The following is a 19,149-nucleotide window of genomic DNA, read 5'->3' on the forward strand; positions in this document are numbered from 1 at the left end:
ATGCCGTTTTCTCCCGACTCCCGTCTGAATATTCTTGTGCATTTGCTTAAAAATGTGACCTTACCCGCAACTTCAATAGGTGCTTTCGCTCTTTGGGCATTTGCATAATGTGTCGGGGTAAGCCGCTGAGTATGCTGTTCTGACAACGATAAAACAGGCAAGGCAGGGGATCATGTCAGCGTATCATCTCGATGCAAAGCTGGCGCAACAGATTGTTGCCCGAACAATGCAAATCATTGATAGTAATGTGAATGTCATGGATGGACGGGGAAGAATAATTGGCAGCGGAGACGATCAGCGTCTTGGGGAATTGCACGAAGGTGCTCTGTTGTCCATTTCGCAGGAACGTATTGTTGATATTGATGAAGGTGTTGCACGGCATTTGCACGGTGTGCGTCCGGGAATAAACCTGCCGCTGCGCATTGATGGCCAGATTGTCGGCGTGATTGGCCTGACGGGCAATCCGTCGCAGTTACGCCAGTACGGCGAGCTGGTCTGCATGACCGCCGAAATGATGCTTGAGCAGGCGCGTTTACTGCATATGCTCGCGCAGGACAGCCGTTTGCGCGAAGAACTGGTGCTGAACCTGATCCGCGTAGACGAACTTTCCCCGGCATTAATGGAATGGGCGCAGCGTCTGGGCATTGACCTGAACCGCCCGCGCGTGGCGGCGGTGGTCGAAGTAGACAGCGGTCAGCTTGGCGTGGATTCCGCGATGGCGGAGCTGCAACAGCTGCAAACCTTACTGACCACGCCGGAGCGAGATAACCTGATCGCGATTGTTTCGCTCACCGAAATGGTGGTGCTGAAACCGGCGCTGAACAGTTACGATCGCTGGGATCCCGATGGTCACCGGCAGCGAATCGATCATCTGCTTTCGCGCATGACCGAAACCGGTCGTCTGCGTGTCCGGATTTCCCTCGGTAACTTCTTCAGCGGCCCAGGCAGTATTGCCCGCTCGTATCGCACTGCTCGAACCACCATGACCGTCGGCAAACAGCGCATGCCCGAACAGCGCTGTTATTTCTATCAGGATCTGATTTTGCCGGTGCTGCTGGACAGCCTTCGTGGCGGCTGGCAGGCCGATGAACTGGTGCGGCCGCTGGCGCGTCTGAAAGCCACCGACGGCAACGGATTACTCCGGCGTACATTAGCAGCATGGTTCCATAATAATGTGCAACCGACCGCAACGTCCAAAGCGCTTTATATTCACCGTAATACGCTGGAATATCGTTTAAACCGTATTTCGGAATTAACCGGGCTGGATCTGGGAAATTTTGACGATCGTCTGTTGTTGTATGTCGCACTTCAATTAGATAACGATCAGGTTTAATTAATCTTCCCGTCCTGAAAGTATTTCTGTACCGGATATTTTCAGGACGAAATCGCCGTATTTAATTTAACGTGACGCCAATCACAAGCCTTTCTCTTTTCGTGAACTGACTCGCAGAGTACTGGGCATTCGCCTCAAGATAAATGCAAAGCGCTTTCCATGCTTGTCACTTTGCCTAATGAGTTGGTATCCGGTTGTTCTTATACTGGCATTCTTCCTTCCTCTCTGAACCCTACAGTTCTGTGGCTGGCTGGAATGTCTTATACCTTCGGGTATTTGCATCACTCTCAATTCCGGAGAACATCATGGAAACAATCGTTTCATCAGCCAGTGCCGTGAAAAAAAGAACAAATGCGCGCTACTGGATAGTGGTGATGTTATTTATCGTCACATCATTTAATTACGGCGACCGCGCGACGTTATCTATTGCCGGGTCGGCAATGGCGAAAGATATCGGTCTCGATTCTGTTGGGATGGGGTATATATTTTCGGCATTTTCCTGGGCCTACGTTATCGGACAAATACCCGGTGGCTGGTTACTGGATAAATTCGGTTCCAAAAAAGTTTACTTCTACAGTATTTTCATCTGGTCATTATTCACATTGCTGCAAGGGTTTGTCGATATATTCAGTGGCTTCGGCATCGTAGTTTCCCTCTTTGTATTACGTTTCCTCGTCGGGCTGGCTGAAGCGCCTTCTTTCCCGGGCAACAGCAGGATTGTTGCTGCATGGTTCCCGGCACAGGAACGTGGCACCGCAGTCTCAATTTTTAACTCCGCACAGTATTTCGCTACCGTAATTTTTGCCCCGATTATGGGCTGGCTGACACAGGCCGTGGGCTGGTCACACGTCTTCTTCTTTATGGGCGGGCTGGGGATCATCCTGAGCTTCATCTGGCTGAAAGTGATCCACGATCCAAAAGATCATCCGGGCGTCAATCAGGCCGAACTCGACTACATGGAAGCCGGTGGCGCGCTGATCAACATGGATCAGAAAACCACCAAAAAGGCGAAAGTCAAAGGCGAGAAAGCTTCACAGCTCAAACAGTTAATGAAATCGCGCATGATGATCGGCATCTATATCGGCCAGTACTGCATCAATGCGCTAACCTACTTCTTCATCACCTGGTTCCCGGTTTATCTGGTTCAGGCTCGCGGCATGTCCATTCTAAAAGCGGGCATGGTGGCGTCGGTTCCGGCCATTTGTGGCTTCCTCGGCGGCGTGCTGGGCGGGATTATTTCCGACTGGCTGATGCGCAGAACCAACAACCTGACGCTGTCACGCAAAGCGCCGATCGTTATCGGTATGCTGCTGTCAATGTCGATGATTGCCTGTAACTACGTCGATACCGAATGGATGGTCGTCGGGATTATGGCGTTCGCCTTCTTCGGCAAAGGGCTGGGTGCATTGGGCTGGGCGGTCATGGCTGACACCGCGCCGAAAGAAATCAGCGGGCTGAGCGGCGGGCTGTTCAACATGTTCGGTAACGTTTCCGGCATCATCACCCCGATTGCAGTCGGCTACATTATCGGTACCACCGGTTCCTTTAATGGCGCACTGATTTTCGTCGGGATCCACGCTCTGCTCGCCGTTATCAGCTATGTCTTTATCGTCGGCAAAATTGAACGCATCCAGTTACAACCTTTCGGATCCGCAAGTGCAGGAAAAGGAGTATCACGATGAGTACGCAATCTTCCCCGGTCATTACCGACATGCAGGTCATTCCTGTGGCCGGGCACGACAGCATGCTGATGAATATCGGTGGTGCGCACGGTGCTTACTTCACCCGCAACATCGTGATTCTGACCGACAGCGCCGGGAATACCGGCGTGGGCGAAGCGCCGGGTGGCGAAGTAATTTACAACACGCTGGTTGAAGCCATCGCGCAGGTCAAAGGCCAGGAAGTAGCGCGGATGAACCGGCTGGTGCATCAGATTCACGTGGGTAATCAGTCGTCGGATTTTGATTCGTTTGGTAAAGGCGCGTGGACGTTCGAGTTGCGAGTGAACGCGGTCGCGGCGCTGGAAGCCGCGCTGCTGGATCTGATGGGTAAATTCCTCGGCGTGCCGGTGTGCGAGCTGCTCGGGCCGGGCAAACAGCGCGACGAAGTGACCGTGCTCGGTTATCTCTTCTATATCGGTGACCGGCAGAAAACAGATTTACCGTATCAGGAAGGGGCGCGCGGCATTCACGACTGGTATCACCTGCGTCATCAGAAAGCGATGAACAGCGACGCCGTGTTGCAGCTGGCGGAGGCCGCACAGGATCGATACGGCTTTAAAGATTTCAAACTTAAGGGCGGCGTGTTGCCGGGTGAGCAGGAAATCGACGCGGTAAAAGCGCTGGCAAAACGTTTCCCGGATGCGCGGATCACCGTTGATCCTAACGGCGCGTGGCTGCTCGATGAAGCGATAGATTTGTGTAAAAACCTGCACGGGATCCTCAGCTATGCCGAAGATCCGTGCGGCGCGGAGCAGGGCTTTTCTGGCCGTGAAGTGATGGCTGAGTTCCGCCGTGCCACCGGTTTGCCGGTCGCCACCAACATGATTGCCACCAACTGGCGCGAGATGCAGCACGCCGTGATGTTGCAGTCCGTCGATATTCCGCTGGCTGATCCGCATTTCTGGACCATGCATGGCGCGGTACGCGTGGCGCAACTGTGCGATGAGTGGGGCCTGACCTGGGGCTGCCATTCCAACAACCATTTCGATATTTCTCTGGCGATGTTCACCCACGTTGGCGCGGCTGTGCCGGGTAAACCGACGGCGATTGATACGCACTGGATCTGGCAGGAAGGCAATCAGCGCCTGACCAAAGAGCCGCTGCAAATCGTGAACGGGAAAATCAAAGTGCCTGAGAAACCGGGCTTAGGGATTGAGATCGACATGGATCAGATCCACCGCGCCCACGAACTGCACAGAAAACTGCCGACCGGCGCACGCAACGATGCGGCGGCGATGCAGTACCTGATCCCCGGCTGGAAATTTGATCGCAAGCGCCCGGCGATGGGCCGCTGATTACGGAATCCGAATTCACTAAGGAGTTAGCATGACCTCTTCATCTACACCAAAAATTGTTTCCATGCAGGTGATCCCGGTGGCCGGGCACGACAGCATGTTGCTTAACCTCAGCGGAGCGCATGCGCCGTTTTTCACCCGTAACATCCTGCTCCTCAAAGACAGCAGCGGGAATACCGGCGTGGGCGAAGTCCCGGGCGGCGAGAAAATCCGTCAGACGCTGGATGATTCCGCGTTGCTGGTGATCGGCAAAACGCTGGGCGAATACAAAAATGTCATGACCGCCGTGCGCGAAAAATTTGCCGACCGCGATGCCTCTGGCCGCGGGCTGCAAACTTTCGATTTACGTACCACGATCCACGTCGTCACCGCGATTGAAGCGGCGATGCTGGATCTGCTCGGTAAACATCTGGGCGTTACCGTCGCGTCTCTGCTCGGCGACGGTCAGCAGCGCGATGAAGTCGAAATGCTCGGTTATCTGTTCTACGTCGGCGACCGCAACAAAACGTCGCTCGGCTATCAGAGCCAGCCCGGCGACAACTGCGACTGGTATCGTCTGCGCCACGAAGAAGCCCTGACGCCTGCCGCCGTGGTACGTCTGGCCGAAGCCGCGTATGAAAAATACGGCTTCAATGATTTCAAACTGAAAGGCGGCGTGCTGGCAGGCAGTGAAGAAGCCGAAGCTGTGACCGCATTGGCGCAACGCTTCCCGCAGGCGCGGATCACGCTGGATCCGAACGGCGCGTGGTCGCTGAATGAGGCCATCGCGCTCGGCAAACAACTGCGTGGCGTGCTGGCTTATGCGGAAGATCCGTGCGGTGCAGAGCAGGGCTTCTCGGGGCGTGAAGTTATGGCGGAATTCCGTCAGGCGACCGGCTTACCGACTGCGACCAATATGATCGCCACCGACTGGCGTCAGATGGGTCATACCATCCAGCTGAAATCCGTGGATATTCCGCTGGCGGATCCACATTTCTGGACCATGCAGGGTTCGGTGCGCGTGGCGCAGATGTGTCACGAATGGGGCCTGACGTGGGGTTCTCACTCCAATAACCACTTTGATATCTCGCTGGCGATGTTCACACAGGTTGCCGCCGCCGCGCCGGGCAAAATCACCGCCATCGATACGCACTGGATCTGGCAGGAAGGCAATCAGCGACTGACTAAAGAACCGCTGCAAATCAAAGGCGGTAAAGTGCGCGTGCCGGAACAACCGGGGCTGGGCGTTGAGCTGGATATGGATCAGGTGATGAAAGCTCATGAACTCTACAAAGGGATGGGGCTGGGCGCGCGCGATGACGCGCAGGGCATGCAGTTCCTGGTGCCGGACTGGAAGTTTGATCCGAAGAAACCCTGTCTGGTTCGGTAGCCGTCTGATTCAAAAAAATTGGTGCAGTAATGACCACAGCCCTGACGTTGCCGTCAGGGCTTTTTTGTTTTCTTACTTCAGAAATTTCACGGCAATCAGCTTTTTTTCCCCGCCATCTCGAAGCGTGGCGACACCATTCCGTACAGCGTCCAGCCCAGGAATGTGGCGATCGCGCCCCACATCATGGCTTCTTCACCCGAACTGTACAGCGCGTAGAAGCTGTATAGCGCACCGATTCCTGCAATCACATTGGCGATTTTAGCCTTGCCTTCAGGCACTTTAGCCACCTTCTGAATAATCACCAGCGCCGCCATCGATAGAATATACGGAATGATATTGGTTACGACGGCCAGATTCACCAGCGTATCAAACTGCTTGCTCAGCGACGGGCTGATGGTCATCAGCGACAGCGCACTTTGGAAAATGACGATAGTCAGCATCCCTTTTACCGGCGCATCGGCTTTATTGAGTTTTGAGAAAATTTTCGGGAAGAAGCCGCTGTCCGCCGAAGATTTAAAGACCTGCGCGATAGTAAATTGCCAGCCCAGCAGTGAACCGACGCAGGACATGATCATCAGCGCCATAATGATTTTTCCGACTGTTGGATTAAACATATGCGAGAACGCCAGCCCGAAAGGCGCGGTGGAATTCGCCAGATCCATATTCGGCACAATCCCGGCGATCACGTTGGTCGAAACCACATAAATCACCGCCGCGCCCAGCGTGCCGCCGAGTACGGCAATCGGGACATTGCGCTCCGGATTTTCCACGACATCAGTATTTGCACACGCGGATTCCAGACCCAGAAATGCCCACAACGTCATTGAGATAGAGGCACCGATGGCTTTGAACGTCGGTTCTGCATGCGGATTCCACGCGGCCATGTACGCCTCGCCGCTGAACCAGTACCAGCCAATGACCGAGATGCCGACCACCGGAATGATCACGCCCCAGACAGTCACTGAACTGATTTGACCGGTGATGCGCGCGCCGCCAAAATTGGCGACCGTTGCCAGCCAGAGAACGGCAATGGTCGCGATGCAAATCCCCAGCGGAGGCAGTGCCACGCCAAACAATTCGGTGCCATAGCCGACGGCGGAAATCGCAATCGCAATATTGGCAATCAGCAGCGAAACGCCGTAGGTGTAATTCGCCATAAAATTGCCGGATTTGCCGAAAGCATATTCCGCATAGCCGCCCATCCCGCCTGATTTACGACTGAACATCCCGCATTTTGCGAACGCAAAAGCCAACGCCATGGAACCGACCGCCGTGACCAGCCAGGACACAATGGATATTGTGCCGACTTCGGCCAGTTTAGTCGGCAGCATAATAATGCCTGACCCCATCATATTAACGGCCGTGAGAATGGTTAACTGAACCACCCCCATTTTATTATTGGATTTACTCATGATTTTAACTCTCTTTTATTATTCATTTTCGCGAGGCGGAAATAATCCGCAGCGTCTGACTGAGTTTATTTTCTAATCACGTACCCGTAGGCCCGGTTCCAGCCATCAGGATCTGACTGAATATAAACGCCCTGTAATTCAGGGGCGAAACCGGGTAATAAATTGATACCTTCTTCCAGTGCGAGGAAATAACGCTGCGCGGCACCACCCCATATTTCACCCGGCACGACACACAGCACACCCGGGGGATAAGGCAGTGCACCTTCGGCGGCAATCCGGCCTTCGGCTTTCACCAGCGGAATTAATTCCACGTTGCCCCGCACAAACTGCGTATTTGCATCCTGCGGATTCATCATCACCCGCGGGAAATTCACTTTGCGGAACATCGCTTTCTGCAACGTTTTGACGTCATAACTGACATACAGGTCGTGCATTTCCTGACACAGCTGGCGCAGCGTGTAATCACGGTAGCGTTGCTGGTGATTCTGATACACGTTCGGCAGGACATCGCAGAGCAGAGAATCCTGCTCGATGTGTTTCTCAAAGCGCGCAATCAGCGCCACCAGATGCTGCATTTTTGCCATATCTTCGGCAGGCGTCAGCAGAAACAGAATGGAATTCAGATCGCATTTCTCCGGCACGATGCCGTTTTCACGCAGATAATTCGCCAGTATGGTGGCCGGGATCCCGAAATCTGTGTATTCACCGGTTTCGGTATCAATCCCCTGCGTGGTCAGCAGCAGTTTGCAGGGATCGACAAAATATTGCGATTCGCCGTACCCTTCAAAGCCGTGCCATTTCTGCTCTGGGGCGAAATTAAAGAAGCGCAGATCTTCCGCCATTTCAGCGGTATTGAAGGATTGCCACGGTTTGCCGTCGACAACCGGCGGCACAAACGGCGTGATCAGCTGGCAGGTGGCCAGCAGCATTTTGCGGGCTTCGATCCCGACGCGGACACACTCTTTCCACAGGCGCTGACCGCTTTTCCCCTCATGCATTTTGGCGTTGACGTCGAGTGCGGCAAACAGCGGATAGAACGGGCTGGTGGAGGCGTGCAGCATAAAGGCATTGTTGAACCGTTTGTGGTTGCAATAACGGTCCTGACCTTTGATATGTTTATCTTTTTTATGGATTTGTGAAGTCTGGGAAAACCCTGCCTGCTGTTTATGGACCGACTGCGTGACGATAATGCCGGGGTCATTTTCAGTGAGTTCCAGCAGCAGTGGCGAGCACTCTTTCATCATCGGAATAAATTGCTCGTAACCGACCCACGCGGAGTCAAACAGGATGTAATCGCACAGATGACCGATTTTATCGACCACCTGGCGGGCGTTATAAATCGTGCCGTCGTAAGTCCCTAATTGAATGATCGCTAAACGGAAAGGGCGTGCCAGTGTGGCGCGTTCCGGCGAAACTTCGCGGATTTGCTGGCGCAGGGCACGTTCCTCAAAACAGGACGCATCAATGCCACCAATCAGCCCAAACGGATTACGCGCCGTTTGCAGATAAACCGGTGTGGCACCGGCCTGAATTAGCGCGCCATGATGGTTGGATTTGTGGTTATTGCGATCAAACAACACCAGATCGCCGCGGGTCAGCAGGGCATTGGTCACAACTTTATTGGAAGCCGACGTGCCGTTGAGTACGAAGTATGTCTTATCGGCATTGAACACGCGGGCGGCATGCTTTTGCGCCTCGCAGGGTGCGCCTTCGTGGATCAGCAAATCGCCCAGTTTGACGTCGGCGTTACACATGTCTGAACGAAACAGCGTTTCGCCAAAGAAATCGAAAAACTGTCTTCCTGCCGGATGCTTACGAAAGAATTCACCGCCCTGATGGCCCGGACAGGCGAAAGAAGCATTGCCCATTTCGACGTACTGCGTGAGCGTGTTAAAGAATGGCGGCAGCAATTCGCTTTCATATTTAACCGCTGCGGCTTCCAGTTGTTTACCATAAAACTGAGTGTTCTTTCCGCAGAGTTCAAATACGCCGTGCAGTGCGGGCAATATGTCATTATCCAGCTCTTCCTCACAGGCGATCGCGACGAACAGAGGAATATTCAGCCCGATATCACTCAGATGCGCCACCATGCCCTGCCGGACGTCTTCCACCGAAAGCACGGCGGCGGCAATATCGGTAAAATCGGTGTGATGGATATCCACAATTTCCCGCGTGGTGTCAAAACAGGTTTGTGTCGTGGTATTCGCCGCTATTTTTAGTGTTTTCATTTTTTCTCATTTTTCAGGCGAAATTATCCCGCAACAAATTCATTCATTTGCTGAAAATAATTTCCGCCAAAATAAAGGTGTGCGAATTCGCTGTAACAAAATTTGTCTGTTACAGAGAGTTATATTTATTTTGCGAAATATAGGAGGTCATTATTCGTTATTGCATTGCAGTCTTAAAATGTCTTTCATTAGGAAAGGCAAAAGTATGCCGTCGCCGTGTAGAGCGCAATTGAAATATTCTGGGCATAAGACGTTCTGCAATACGGAATAAGAACGTAGCGCGAAGGGTTATCGGAAGTTAAAAAATGCGAAGCTAAAACAACTGCGGTGAGCCATCATCATCAGATGCGTGGTTCGTCGTATATGTGCCATTTTTCGATTGTTATTTTCCATTTCTATCGACCTTGTTGGTTGAAATAGCGCGGCCATTCTAACGCCCACCATAAGCACTGTTGTGACCGGTATCGCATAAATTCTGCATAACAGAAATAATTATTCATTTTTTATGCATTTAGTGAGGCTGAAAATGCATAAAAACGGCACAAAAGCGCAATGCAAGATGTTAATGAACCCTTTAGCTGGTTTGCTATTTCTGGCGATAAATCGTGCGTAACCCCACGAGGTTTGTGACCGCGACAGGCAAAATAGCGGCAAGGTGTTGATGAAGTGTTATCAGACTGGTTCAGAACGGACACCGCAGAATGCATGCGTATGCATCTAACATCAGTGATTATGCATAATAGAAACGTGCGGAATAATTATCTGGAGTTGTGAAGTCCGGCAGTAGGACATAAACCCCTGTGAAACTTGACGGGGGTTTATGCTGGCATTGGTGTTAGCCCCGCGCGTGCGCCGCCGCTGCATCGATCAGTTCGTCGGACGGACGTTTGCCGGTGTACAGCACGAACTGTTCGACGGCCTGAAGTGCGGCGACTTCTGCGCCAGTGATGACTTTTTTGCCGTGCTCACGGCCGTAGCGGATAAGCGGAGTTTCGACCGGCAGGGCGACGACATCGAAAACGATGCGGGCGCGGTCGATGACGTCTGGCGCAAAGGCCAGAGAATCGGCTTCCGGGCCACCGGCCATACCGATTGGCGTGACGTTGACGACCATATCGACGGCTAAATCACCGACGTCGGCTCTCCATTCGTAGCCGTATTCTTCCGCCAGCGCGCGGCCATTGGCTTCATTGCGCGCAATGATATAACCGGTTTTGAAACCGGCATCCCGGATGGCGGCGACCACCGCTTTGCCCATTCCGCCGCTGCCGCGCAGCGCGAATACCGCATCACGCGGGACTTTATGGCTGTCGAGCAGTTTGGCGACAGCAATATAGTCGGTGTTGTAGGCGCGCAGGAAACCGCCATCATTGACGATCGTATTCACAGACTGAATGGCTGTGGCGGAAGGATCCAGTTCATCGAGGAACGGAATGCAGGCTTCCTTGAAAGGCATGGAAACCGCGCAGCCGCGAATACCCAGTGCGCGGACGCCTTTGACGGCAGCCTCGATATCCTGAGTGGTGAACGCCTTGTAGACGAAGTTCAGGTCTAACGCCTGATAAAGGTAGTTATGAAAACGGGTACCGAAATTTCCCGGACGACCGGAAAGGGACATGCAAAGCTGCGTGTCTTTGTTGATTTCCCGACTCATGATGCTCTCCTGATAGGGTAGGTTTGGCTTTGGTAAACCTTAGCTGAAACGATACAACCCTACAATCGTCCCGTTCCCTGGTAAGCCGTTCCCGTTTCCGCTTAATTTCCGTTATCGTATTGAATAATCGTGAAACCTTCTTCCGGCTGAGGTTCAGCAAAATATCGGGAGATCAGCTCAAACTGCGCATCGGTCACCGCAAAATCATGTGTGCCGGATTGATTGCGGATGTGCAGCCGGGAACGACACACATCGTCGGTGACGTTCAGAAAATGCAGGCGATGATCCGCGCCCGATTCACGGATGATGCTCATCATCCACTGGCGGTTGGCGACGGTATTCGCCGGGAAATCCAGCACCACGCAGACACCGGCGCTGAGCAACGAAATTACATGCGGTGCGATGGCGCTGCGCAGGTTTGCCGAGCATCGGACGTAATCCTCGATGGTGCGCATTTCCTCTTTAAACAGTGCGGATAACCAGCGATCTTCGCTGACCACCACCGTGACCGGCTGCTTTGCCAGTTCGCACGCCAGGGTGGATTTCCCGGAGGCAATTTTTCCGCACAAGATATGCAGCATTGCCTGATTTACAGTGTTCATTGTCTGCTTCTCCGGTTCGATATTTTTGCTATTCAGCTCGTTCAGCCGGTTAAAATAACATGTTGATCTCAGAATAAGGTGCTGCATTTTCCATCATCGGCGTCATCGCATTCTCCTGCAAAAAACCGCTGACCAGCCGTGCGTTCTGTGCCCACAAGGTTTGCGGCAGCCAGGAACCCGCGCTGAGGCGACGCACGCCCGCACGCGCCAGCTCTTCCACCGGCGCAAGCCCCGGCCAGACCGCAACATTGAGCAGCAGCGGGGTGCTTCCGGCGATGTCGCGCATTTCTTTCAGGTCGGCTAATCCGAGCACAAAAAGCCCGTCTGCGCCTGCGCGGTGATAGTTCTGCGCCCGCGCCATCACTTCGGCGGCACGGAATTCAGCGGACACCAGATTGCGGGCATAAACGTCGGTCCGCACATTGATGTACAACTCCATTCCGCGCCGGATGCACGCGTTGCGGATGGCCTCCACTTTGGCGCACAGGAGATCGGGATTGCCTGCGCCATCCTCGATATTGATGCCGGTGACGCCGACGTCGATAAGCCGCGAAACGTTAATGCCGACCTGAGTCGGGGAGTCGCTGTAACCGCCTTCGATATCCGCAGAAAGCGGAACTGAAATCACCCGGGCGATAGACGCCGCGCGCGCCACATACTCATCCACCGGCAGCGCATTGCCGTCGCGATACCCCAAAGACCAGGCGACGCCCGCGCTGGTGGTGGCAATGGCCGCCGCGCCGAGGTGCGCTATCTGTCGTGCGCTGCCTGCGTCCCAGGCGTTGGGTAATTTCAGCGGTTTATCCTGCAAATGCAGGGCATGAAAAGCGGAGAGAGAAGGCGTTTTCATAGAATATTCCTCGAAAAAGAATCATTCTAATCATGCTTAATTTTCTTGATAATAGCCGGAAATAACATTCATTGATTCTCTGAGAGCAATAATGAACGCGCCGTCGCTGCACTTAGTGCAAACCTTTGTTGCTGTGGTTGAACACAATAGCTTTGCCCGCGCCGCTGATTCGCTGGGGATCACGCCGTCGTCCGTCAGCCGCTTTATTAAAGCGCTGGAACAGCAACTGGGCACCCAGCTGCTGAACCGGACCACGCGGGCGATGTCGCTGACTGAATCCGGGAAACGCTATTTTTCCGAGTGTCATCAGGCGTTGCTGCAACTGCGAAACGCTGCCGAAACCGTGCGCGATGAACAGAAACTGCCGTATGGCGAACTGGTGGTCAGCGCGCCGGTGGCGTTTGGTCACACGCATATCGTGCCGTACCTGAGCACGTTTCTGGCGGCGCATCCGCGGGTGCAGCTGGATTTGCGCCTGACCGATGACTACGCTGATCTTGTTGCTGACGGCATCATGCTGGCATTTCGTATTGGCCGCATGAAGGATTCCTCGCTGATTGCCCACAAAATGCTGGAAAACCGGCGGATCCTGGTGGCCGCCCCGGCTTATCTGGCAAAACGCGGTGTGCCGCAGGCGCTGGAAGATCTCAATGGGCATGAATGTATCGTCTCTTCGGCCAGTCAGGACGGCCTGCTGTGGCGTCTGTTTTCGGGTGCAGAAGAACGCACGCTGGCACCGAAAGGATCGGTGAAAGTGGATAACGCGGATGCGGCGCGGCGGCTTTGTACCGACGCACACGGCATCGCTTTTCATTCGGCGGTGACGATGGCGGCAGCGATTGCTGCAGGGGATCTGGTGCAGGTTTTGCCGCAATGGACGGGGCGGGAAACCGGCGTCTATTGCGTGCGGCCTAACCGGCGTATCGGTCCGGCGGCGACGGTATTTCTTGAGTTTCTGGCTTCGCGCTGGCGTTGAAAATGACGGACTGATGCTCAAAAGGCGACATCCGTTATACTCAATGCATACGCAAACGCGGAGGCTGACATGAATTTAGATCTTTTTGATCATCCCGATTTTCACCCGCACTGGCGCGAAGATCTTTCCCCCGGCGCGGTGGTGCTGCGTGGCGCAGCGCGGGAAAACGACACGGCGCTGCTGGCAGAGATCGACCGGATCGCCGGGCAGGTGCCTTTTCAGTATCGCGCGACGCCAGGCGGTTATGCGATGTCCGTGGCGATGACAAACTGCGGTGATGTTGGCTGGGTGACGGACAAAGCCGGTTACCGGTATCAGACCACGTCGCCGGAAAGCCATCAGCAATGGCCGGCGATGCCTGAACTGTTTCGCGATATCGCGGTGAAAGCCGCAGAGCAGGCCGGTTTTCCCGGTTTTAATCCGGACGCCTGCCTGATTAACCGGTATCAGCCGGGCGCCAAAATGAGCCTGCATCAGGATAAAGACGAGCATGACTTCGGGCAGCCGATTGTCTCGATTTCTCTTGGATTACCGGCGGTGTTTCAGTTCGGCGGGCTGGAACGCAGCGACAAAACGCAGCGCATCACACTGACCCACGGCGATATCGTGGTGTGGGGCGGCCCGTCGCGGTTGCGTTATCACGGCGTTTTGCCGCTGAAAGCGGGCGAACATCCGCTCACAGGTTCGTACCGGTTTAACCTGACTTTCCGTAAAGCGGTATAACACGGCAGGCCGGGCTGTAAAGCACAGGACTTTATCCTCATTCTGCTTTACACTTCCGCCCTGCAAAAACTGACATGTTGAACGAATAATTACTTAGGCGGTAAGCGATGAACGGCGTAATCACAACCTGGTTTGAAGATAAAGGTTTCGGTTTTATCAAAGATGAAAACGGCGATAACCGTTATTTCCACGTGATTAAAGTCGCAAACCCTGAGCTGATTAAGAAAGATGCGGTGGTCACTTTTGAGCCGACGACCAACAACAAAGGCCTTTCCGCCTTTGCGGTCAAAGTGGAACCCGAAAGCAAATACATCTTTATTGCCGGTGAGCGCATCAAAATCACCAGTATCAAATCCTTTCTGGCCTTCAATGAAGAAGTCCCGGCAGAAACCAAAGTCGACAAAGAAAATGCCGTGCTTTCCGTTGGCCTGCTGATGAACCGTATCCGGCCGCAGGAAGAAGAGAAAAAAGCCGCGACACGGACCATGAAAAAACTGCTGATCACCACCTTCCAGAACAGTACCTACGTGTTTACGGAAGATGAAATTGACGTGGATGCCACCGTCAAAACGTTGAAAGCACTGTAATACTTTAAGATTCTCAAACCGGTGCGCATTCGCTGCACCGGTTCTGTTTTATTCCTTCTGGTTTCCCCCATTTAGTACGTCACCGTCACTAACACCGTATCGCTGTAACTGCCGGCTGGCACGTTCGCCTGAGAGGCATTGACCGTCGCGGTATACGGAATACTTTGCGATAAACCGGTGCCCGTTGCGGAGGCATTGGTGGCGGCTGTCCACACCGTCGCATCGGATTTAAACAGCTGATATTGCAGGTAATTGACGACGGAGTTGACCGTCGCGGACATCTGCCGGTATTGGCCGCTGCCGGGGTTGCTGCTGTTAAGATTGACGCTGTACGTCGCGCCCAGCGTGCAACGAACGCTGAGGGAGTTTGAGGTGACGGAGGAGAACCCGCCAGGGAAAGCCGCGGAACCGAAATTAACGTTGGGTGCGCTGTCGATATAGCAGAAATTGGTGACAATCAGCGTAACGGTGATGGCGGTAGTGGCTGTGCCGTCAGTGTAGGAACAGATCCCTAATACGCCGACGAAGCAGATATGGTAGGCCCAGTTGATGTTAATCGTGTCGGTGTACGTGCCTGCCTGCAAATTAGAGCCGGTGGAGGTTTTCAGGTACAGCGGCAGGCTGCCGTCGCTGGCATTAAATAATCCTAAAAGTCCGAGCAACGTGGTGCTGCTCCAGGTGGTTGATGTCCCCACGTTGACCGGCGTCGCGCAGCCGCTGTCCTGACAAATGATGTACGGCAGATACTGTTTGCTGGTGGCGTTGTAAAGCCGCGCTGATGTGCCGGTCGCATTGGCCGTGGAGGCAATGGTTGCCGTTACGGTGTTGGTGCTGAGTAGCGAAAGCGCGCTACCGGTACAGGTAAAGCCGCTGGTGGCCGTCACCTGTTCAGCGGTGGTGCCGACGGTAAACGAGTTATTGGAGGCAAACGTCCCTGCGCCGGACGAACTGGTACACGCCGCCTGCGCGGCCTGAACGCTGAAAAAGAGGGCGCAAACCATCAGCATTCTGACTGTCCATTTACGGATTTTCTTCATTGATCTCTCCTGATACCGGGGCGTTGCGGCATAGCAGCGGCCCGACCTGTTCGATGCTGTGACTGTTTACGTTGAGGTCAAAGCCGATCCGGCAAACTGAGCCATCTTCCTGACGTATGCTCAACATATTGTGAGGCGCAAGATTGCTGAAATAGGCCAGCCCGCCATAACCGACGACGGTGGTCTGGCGACTGTTTTGTTCGGTGACCACGGTGCCGATTTTCAGCGGCTGTCCCTGACTGTTTTGCAGTGTGATATTGGCGGACAGCACTTTCTCCACTTTAAACTCAACCACCACGCCGCTGCTCTGGCGCACGGAGACGTTGTCGGTCACGCGGGTTGCCACGACGTCAGCGGGCAGCGGCATCGTATCGATATCCACTTTCGCCGGATAATACGAACTGACAGTCGGGATCAGCAGATGGCCGTTTTTATCGGTATTGCCCTGTTTCTGGTTCTCATACATCACCGGCACTCCGGCGTAATTGCCGGTATCGACGACAATAAAAGCATCGTTAATTTTGTCCGACAGGAAGAAATCATTGGCCATAAACACCACCGAACCGCTGAGATCGGCCCAGTTGGTGTATTTTCCGGTTTCGCCATACAGGCCGCCTTCAAGCGTGGCATAGCGCGTTTTCCAGGTCGCATCGGCCTGCTGGTAAGGATCCTTCCCGCCGGTATACGCCAGGTTCCAGCCCAGCCCGCCGTCGGTTGGCGCGGTTTTACTGGCGCTTAGTTGCTCCTGATAATTCCCTGCGCTGTCGCGTTGCAGACCGGCCGTCACGCTGGCCCCGGAATCGAGTGGCACGATAAACTGCAACTGTGCGCTGTAACCGCTGTCACTGAGCGTTTTGTTAAGCGACAGGAACATACTGCTTTGCCCCCACAGCGAGCGGCTGTAGGAGAAATTAAGCAGCCGAGTATGGCTGCGGTCATAGGCTTCGACGTCGTAATATCCGATGCCGACTGTGCCGTTGGACGGGCCAAAAGGCGAGGTACTGAACGTCACCTGATCGGCCTGACGGCTGAGGCGGGTGTCGCCGGTATACGACGTCAGATCCTGAAAGCCGGGGCTGCGGGAAGAACGCAAGGCCGAAAGGCTGAAGCGGTTGGAGTAGTAGGAATAACCGACCGTGTACTGATTGCCGCTTTTTTCATGGGTGTCGCCGTCAGAATTGGGCGATGAGCTGATCATCCCGTTGTTGTTCGGTGTACCGTTAACGTTGAGATTCGTATTCGCACTGCTGTTATCAGCATCGATTTCGCCACTGGTGACCGGCGCACGGCTGGCGCGGCTTTGGCTGGCGGAGACGCTGAACGTGCCCCAGTTCCCGACCGCCACATCGGCTCCCAGTCCGCCAAGTGCCAGCCCTTGAGTGGCTTCGCCGTGCGAGGAAAGCGTGAGGAAATTGCTGATACCGTACCGGTAAATCCCGCTGAAAGCGGCATCCGAATAATCCCCGCTGGTGATGCCGTAATTTTTTCGCACGGCACCGAGTGACAGGTCGAAATCACTCAGTCCTTTGCGCAGTAATGTGTTCGACACATAAAACGGGACGCTGGTGGAAACCTGACGTCCGAGGGCGTCGGTGGTGACGACCGTTGCTTCACCGGCTCCGTTGATGTACGGCACATTGGTGAGCGTAAACGGCCCGGAGTTCAGATTGTTGGTGCTGGCCTTGTAGCCGTTAAGGAACAAATCTACGGTGGTCGGCACCGCCGCCGTGCCGCTGTATTGCAGCAGCGGATACGTCACCAGATCCGGCCGCACGCTGAAATTACGGCTGATGCGCAAACCCGCCATGCGCGCTGAATTGCTCCAGGTCAGCGAATTGCTGACAAAATCCCCGACCTGATAACTGACCAGCCGTTGTTCGTCGTTGTAGCGCCAGAACGTGTCGTAACGCAGATAGCCGTTTTGCACGTTGCCGTTGTCGCTTCCATTACTCCCCAGACTCTCGCGGAAGGTGCCGGTATTGGTCAGAATGCCGACGCTGCTGAACAGCCGCTGTTCCAGTAATGTGGCGACTGAGCGTGGCCCGTCGTGCGGATCGGTGTAATAGGCGTCGTAATTGAGCAGCAAACCGTTGCTGCTTTGCGCAGGCGTATAGCCGATCAGGTTATCGCTGCTGACATCCTGTTTCGGCAGCCAGTCGTCCGGCACCTGAATCACCATCTGCTGAACGGCGGCGTTGTACGTCGCTTTCACGCCGGGCAGGGCGGAGATATTCACCAGCCCGTCCTGCTGTCCGTGGGTGTGCACATGGTTTTTCGCCAGCACGCCGGACTCCACAAAGTAAGCGTTATTGCGATATACCACCGGCACGACTTGATTATCGGTCTGGCCGTTTACAACCAGCGTCAGGTAATAGGTCGCGTCCATGACTACCGGCGCAACGCGGGGCGCATCCGGTAACGCGCCGTATTCATCCGCCTGCGCAAACAGCGGAACGACAGACAAGGTGGTACTGCCCGCGCAAATCAGGCCAAGCCGGAAGGATCGTCTGCAATAACATCTCAGCCGTCGTAATGACATGTCCCGTGCCCCGGCCTTATTCGCCGCGCGGGATCACGATGGGCTGCGTATTATCCGCAATTTGTGCATTGAGCTGACCGCCAGGGATCACGCCTGCGGGCACCGGCCAGCGCATTTCCTGGCCCGGCAACACGTATCCCATAAAGCCGCTGACCATGGTTTTGACACCCTGTTTGTTGTTGCCGTTAGCGGACCAGAACACGTTGCTCAGGCGGGCGTGAACGGTGCCGGTATTCCTGACTTTCAGCAGCATTTTTCCGCCTTCGGTATCCACGCTCCACTTCAGCACCGGCTTGGTGGCGGACGCGGGATCCCGTTTGATATCGGTACGTTCGTTGGTCCAGAGCCCTTCGCCATCGAGAAATAACGGCAACAGATAACGCATTTGTAATTGCAGGCCGACGACGGCTTTTGCCTGGCCTTGCGGCGAGGCATTCAGCGGAGAAGGAATTTCATCAATAATGATACGGAAGGCTTTTTCGGTTTTCGGCGGCACCGGCGTATTGCGGATCAGTCGGATCAGCTGGCGCTGGCCGGGGGCGACGGTGGCGAACGGCGGGCTGGCGACGACGGCGGTCTGATCGGCGTAACGCTCATTAAAATTCTCCTGTTTCCACGCCATGACCCGAATCTGTAACGAAACCGGATCGGCTCCGCGATTTTCCAGCCACAGCGCGGAGCCGTTCTGGTCAGCCTCAATAATCTGATAAACCGGCCAGACCAGTACCGAACTGGCCGCAAAAACGTGCCCGGATAAGCACAGCGCAGAAATGGCAATCAGACGGGAAATACAGCGTAAAAAAGTCAATTTCATGGTTCACAT

16 protein-coding genes are annotated in these 19,149 nt (G+C 54.4%); 7 read left to right on the forward strand and 9 right to left on the reverse strand.

The window, feature by feature from the left end; translation table 11 throughout:
* Positions 1-172: 172 nt before the first annotated feature.
* The 4 genes from ACLBVC_RS18270 to gudD all read left to right on the forward strand — a co-directional run bounded on the left by ACLBVC_RS18270 (position 173) and on the right by gudD (position 5,718).
* Positions 173-1,333 carry a CdaR family transcriptional regulator gene (locus tag ACLBVC_RS18270; RefSeq protein WP_410150792.1) on the forward strand — a complete coding sequence of 387 codons (1,161 nt, stop codon included), beginning with the start codon at positions 173-175 and terminating at the stop codon, positions 1,331-1,333.
* A 305-nt stretch (positions 1,334-1,638) separates the two neighbouring features.
* Entirely contained in the window at positions 1,639-3,015 is a 1,377-nt protein-coding gene (locus ACLBVC_RS18275; RefSeq protein WP_410150793.1) for an MFS transporter, read from the forward strand.
* Positions 3,012-4,349 carry an enolase C-terminal domain-like protein gene (locus ACLBVC_RS18280; protein WP_410150794.1) on the forward strand — a complete coding sequence of 446 codons (1,338 nt, stop codon included), beginning with the start codon at positions 3,012-3,014 and terminating at the stop codon, positions 4,347-4,349. The genes ACLBVC_RS18275 and ACLBVC_RS18280 overlap by 4 nt, the downstream gene beginning before the upstream one ends.
* Before the next feature lie 31 nt (positions 4,350-4,380).
* On the forward strand, positions 4,381-5,718 hold the full coding sequence (gene gudD, locus ACLBVC_RS18285) for a glucarate dehydratase (protein WP_410150795.1): 1,338 nt from the start codon (positions 4,381-4,383) through the stop codon (positions 5,716-5,718).
* 95 nt (positions 5,719-5,813) lie between these two features.
* Here the strand turns inward: gudD and potE are convergent, their stop codons facing one another.
* From potE to ACLBVC_RS18315, 6 genes are all read right to left on the reverse strand, one after another.
* The gene (gene potE / locus ACLBVC_RS18290; protein WP_410150796.1) at positions 5,814-7,130 is read right to left on the reverse strand and encodes a putrescine-ornithine antiporter; all 1,317 of its coding nucleotides are present in this window, start codon (positions 7,128-7,130) and stop codon (positions 5,814-5,816) included.
* 65 nt (positions 7,131-7,195) lie between these two features.
* The gene (gene speF / locus ACLBVC_RS18295) at positions 7,196-9,358 is read right to left on the reverse strand and encodes an ornithine decarboxylase SpeF (RefSeq protein WP_410150797.1); all 2,163 of its coding nucleotides are present in this window, start codon (positions 9,356-9,358) and stop codon (positions 7,196-7,198) included.
* A 288-nt stretch (positions 9,359-9,646) separates the two neighbouring features.
* Positions 9,647-9,802 carry a leader peptide SpeFL gene (speFL, locus tag ACLBVC_RS18300; RefSeq protein ID WP_410150918.1) on the reverse strand — a complete coding sequence of 52 codons (156 nt, stop codon included), beginning with the start codon at positions 9,800-9,802 and terminating at the stop codon, positions 9,647-9,649.
* 391 nt (positions 9,803-10,193) lie between these two features.
* Entirely contained in the window at positions 10,194-11,012 is an 819-nt protein-coding gene (locus ACLBVC_RS18305) for a shikimate 5-dehydrogenase (RefSeq protein WP_410150798.1), read from the reverse strand.
* 101 nt (positions 11,013-11,113) lie between these two features.
* Positions 11,114-11,614: an AAA family ATPase gene (locus ACLBVC_RS18310; protein WP_410150799.1), complete on the reverse strand. Its 501-nt coding sequence runs from the start codon at positions 11,612-11,614 to the stop codon at positions 11,114-11,116.
* Between the two features lie 49 nt (positions 11,615-11,663).
* The gene (locus ACLBVC_RS18315; protein ID WP_410150800.1) at positions 11,664-12,464 is read right to left on the reverse strand and encodes an isocitrate lyase/PEP mutase family protein; all 801 of its coding nucleotides are present in this window, start codon (positions 12,462-12,464) and stop codon (positions 11,664-11,666) included.
* Between the two features lie 91 nt (positions 12,465-12,555).
* Here ACLBVC_RS18315 and ACLBVC_RS18320 point away from each other — a divergent pair, with 91 nt between their 5' ends.
* From ACLBVC_RS18320 to ACLBVC_RS18330, 3 genes are all read left to right on the forward strand, one after another.
* A complete protein-coding gene (locus ACLBVC_RS18320) occupies positions 12,556-13,440 on the forward strand; it encodes a LysR family transcriptional regulator (RefSeq protein ID WP_410150801.1) in 885 nt (294 codons plus the stop codon).
* Between the two features lie 69 nt (positions 13,441-13,509).
* Complete coding sequence (gene alkB, locus ACLBVC_RS18325) at positions 13,510-14,163, forward strand: DNA oxidative demethylase AlkB (protein WP_410150802.1); 654 nt, start codon at positions 13,510-13,512, stop codon at positions 14,161-14,163.
* 107 nt (positions 14,164-14,270) lie between these two features.
* Positions 14,271-14,750 (forward strand): cold shock domain-containing protein, encoded by a 480-nt coding sequence (locus ACLBVC_RS18330; protein ID WP_195813779.1) that lies wholly within the window; start codon positions 14,271-14,273, stop codon positions 14,748-14,750.
* Positions 14,751-14,821: 71 nt separating this feature from the next.
* Here the strand turns inward: ACLBVC_RS18330 and ACLBVC_RS18335 are convergent, their stop codons facing one another.
* Genes ACLBVC_RS18335 through ACLBVC_RS18345 form a run of 3 tightly spaced genes read right to left on the reverse strand, consistent with a single transcriptional unit; the run spans position 14,822 to position 19,140 of the window.
* Positions 14,822-15,787: a Csu type fimbrial protein gene (locus ACLBVC_RS18335; protein WP_410150803.1), complete on the reverse strand. Its 966-nt coding sequence runs from the start codon at positions 15,785-15,787 to the stop codon at positions 14,822-14,824.
* A complete protein-coding gene (locus ACLBVC_RS18340) occupies positions 15,771-18,326 on the reverse strand; it encodes a fimbria/pilus outer membrane usher protein (protein WP_410150804.1) in 2,556 nt (851 codons plus the stop codon). The genes ACLBVC_RS18335 and ACLBVC_RS18340 overlap by 17 nt, the downstream gene beginning before the upstream one ends.
* A gap of 16 nt (positions 18,327-18,342) precedes the next feature.
* A complete protein-coding gene (locus ACLBVC_RS18345) occupies positions 18,343-19,140 on the reverse strand; it encodes a fimbrial biogenesis chaperone (protein ID WP_410150805.1) in 798 nt (265 codons plus the stop codon).
* Between the last annotated feature and the right edge of the window lie 9 nt (positions 19,141-19,149).

It is taken from the genome of Rahnella selenatireducens, assembly GCF_046449555.1.
Lineage (GTDB): Bacteria > Pseudomonadota > Gammaproteobacteria > Enterobacterales > Enterobacteriaceae > Rahnella > Rahnella selenatireducens.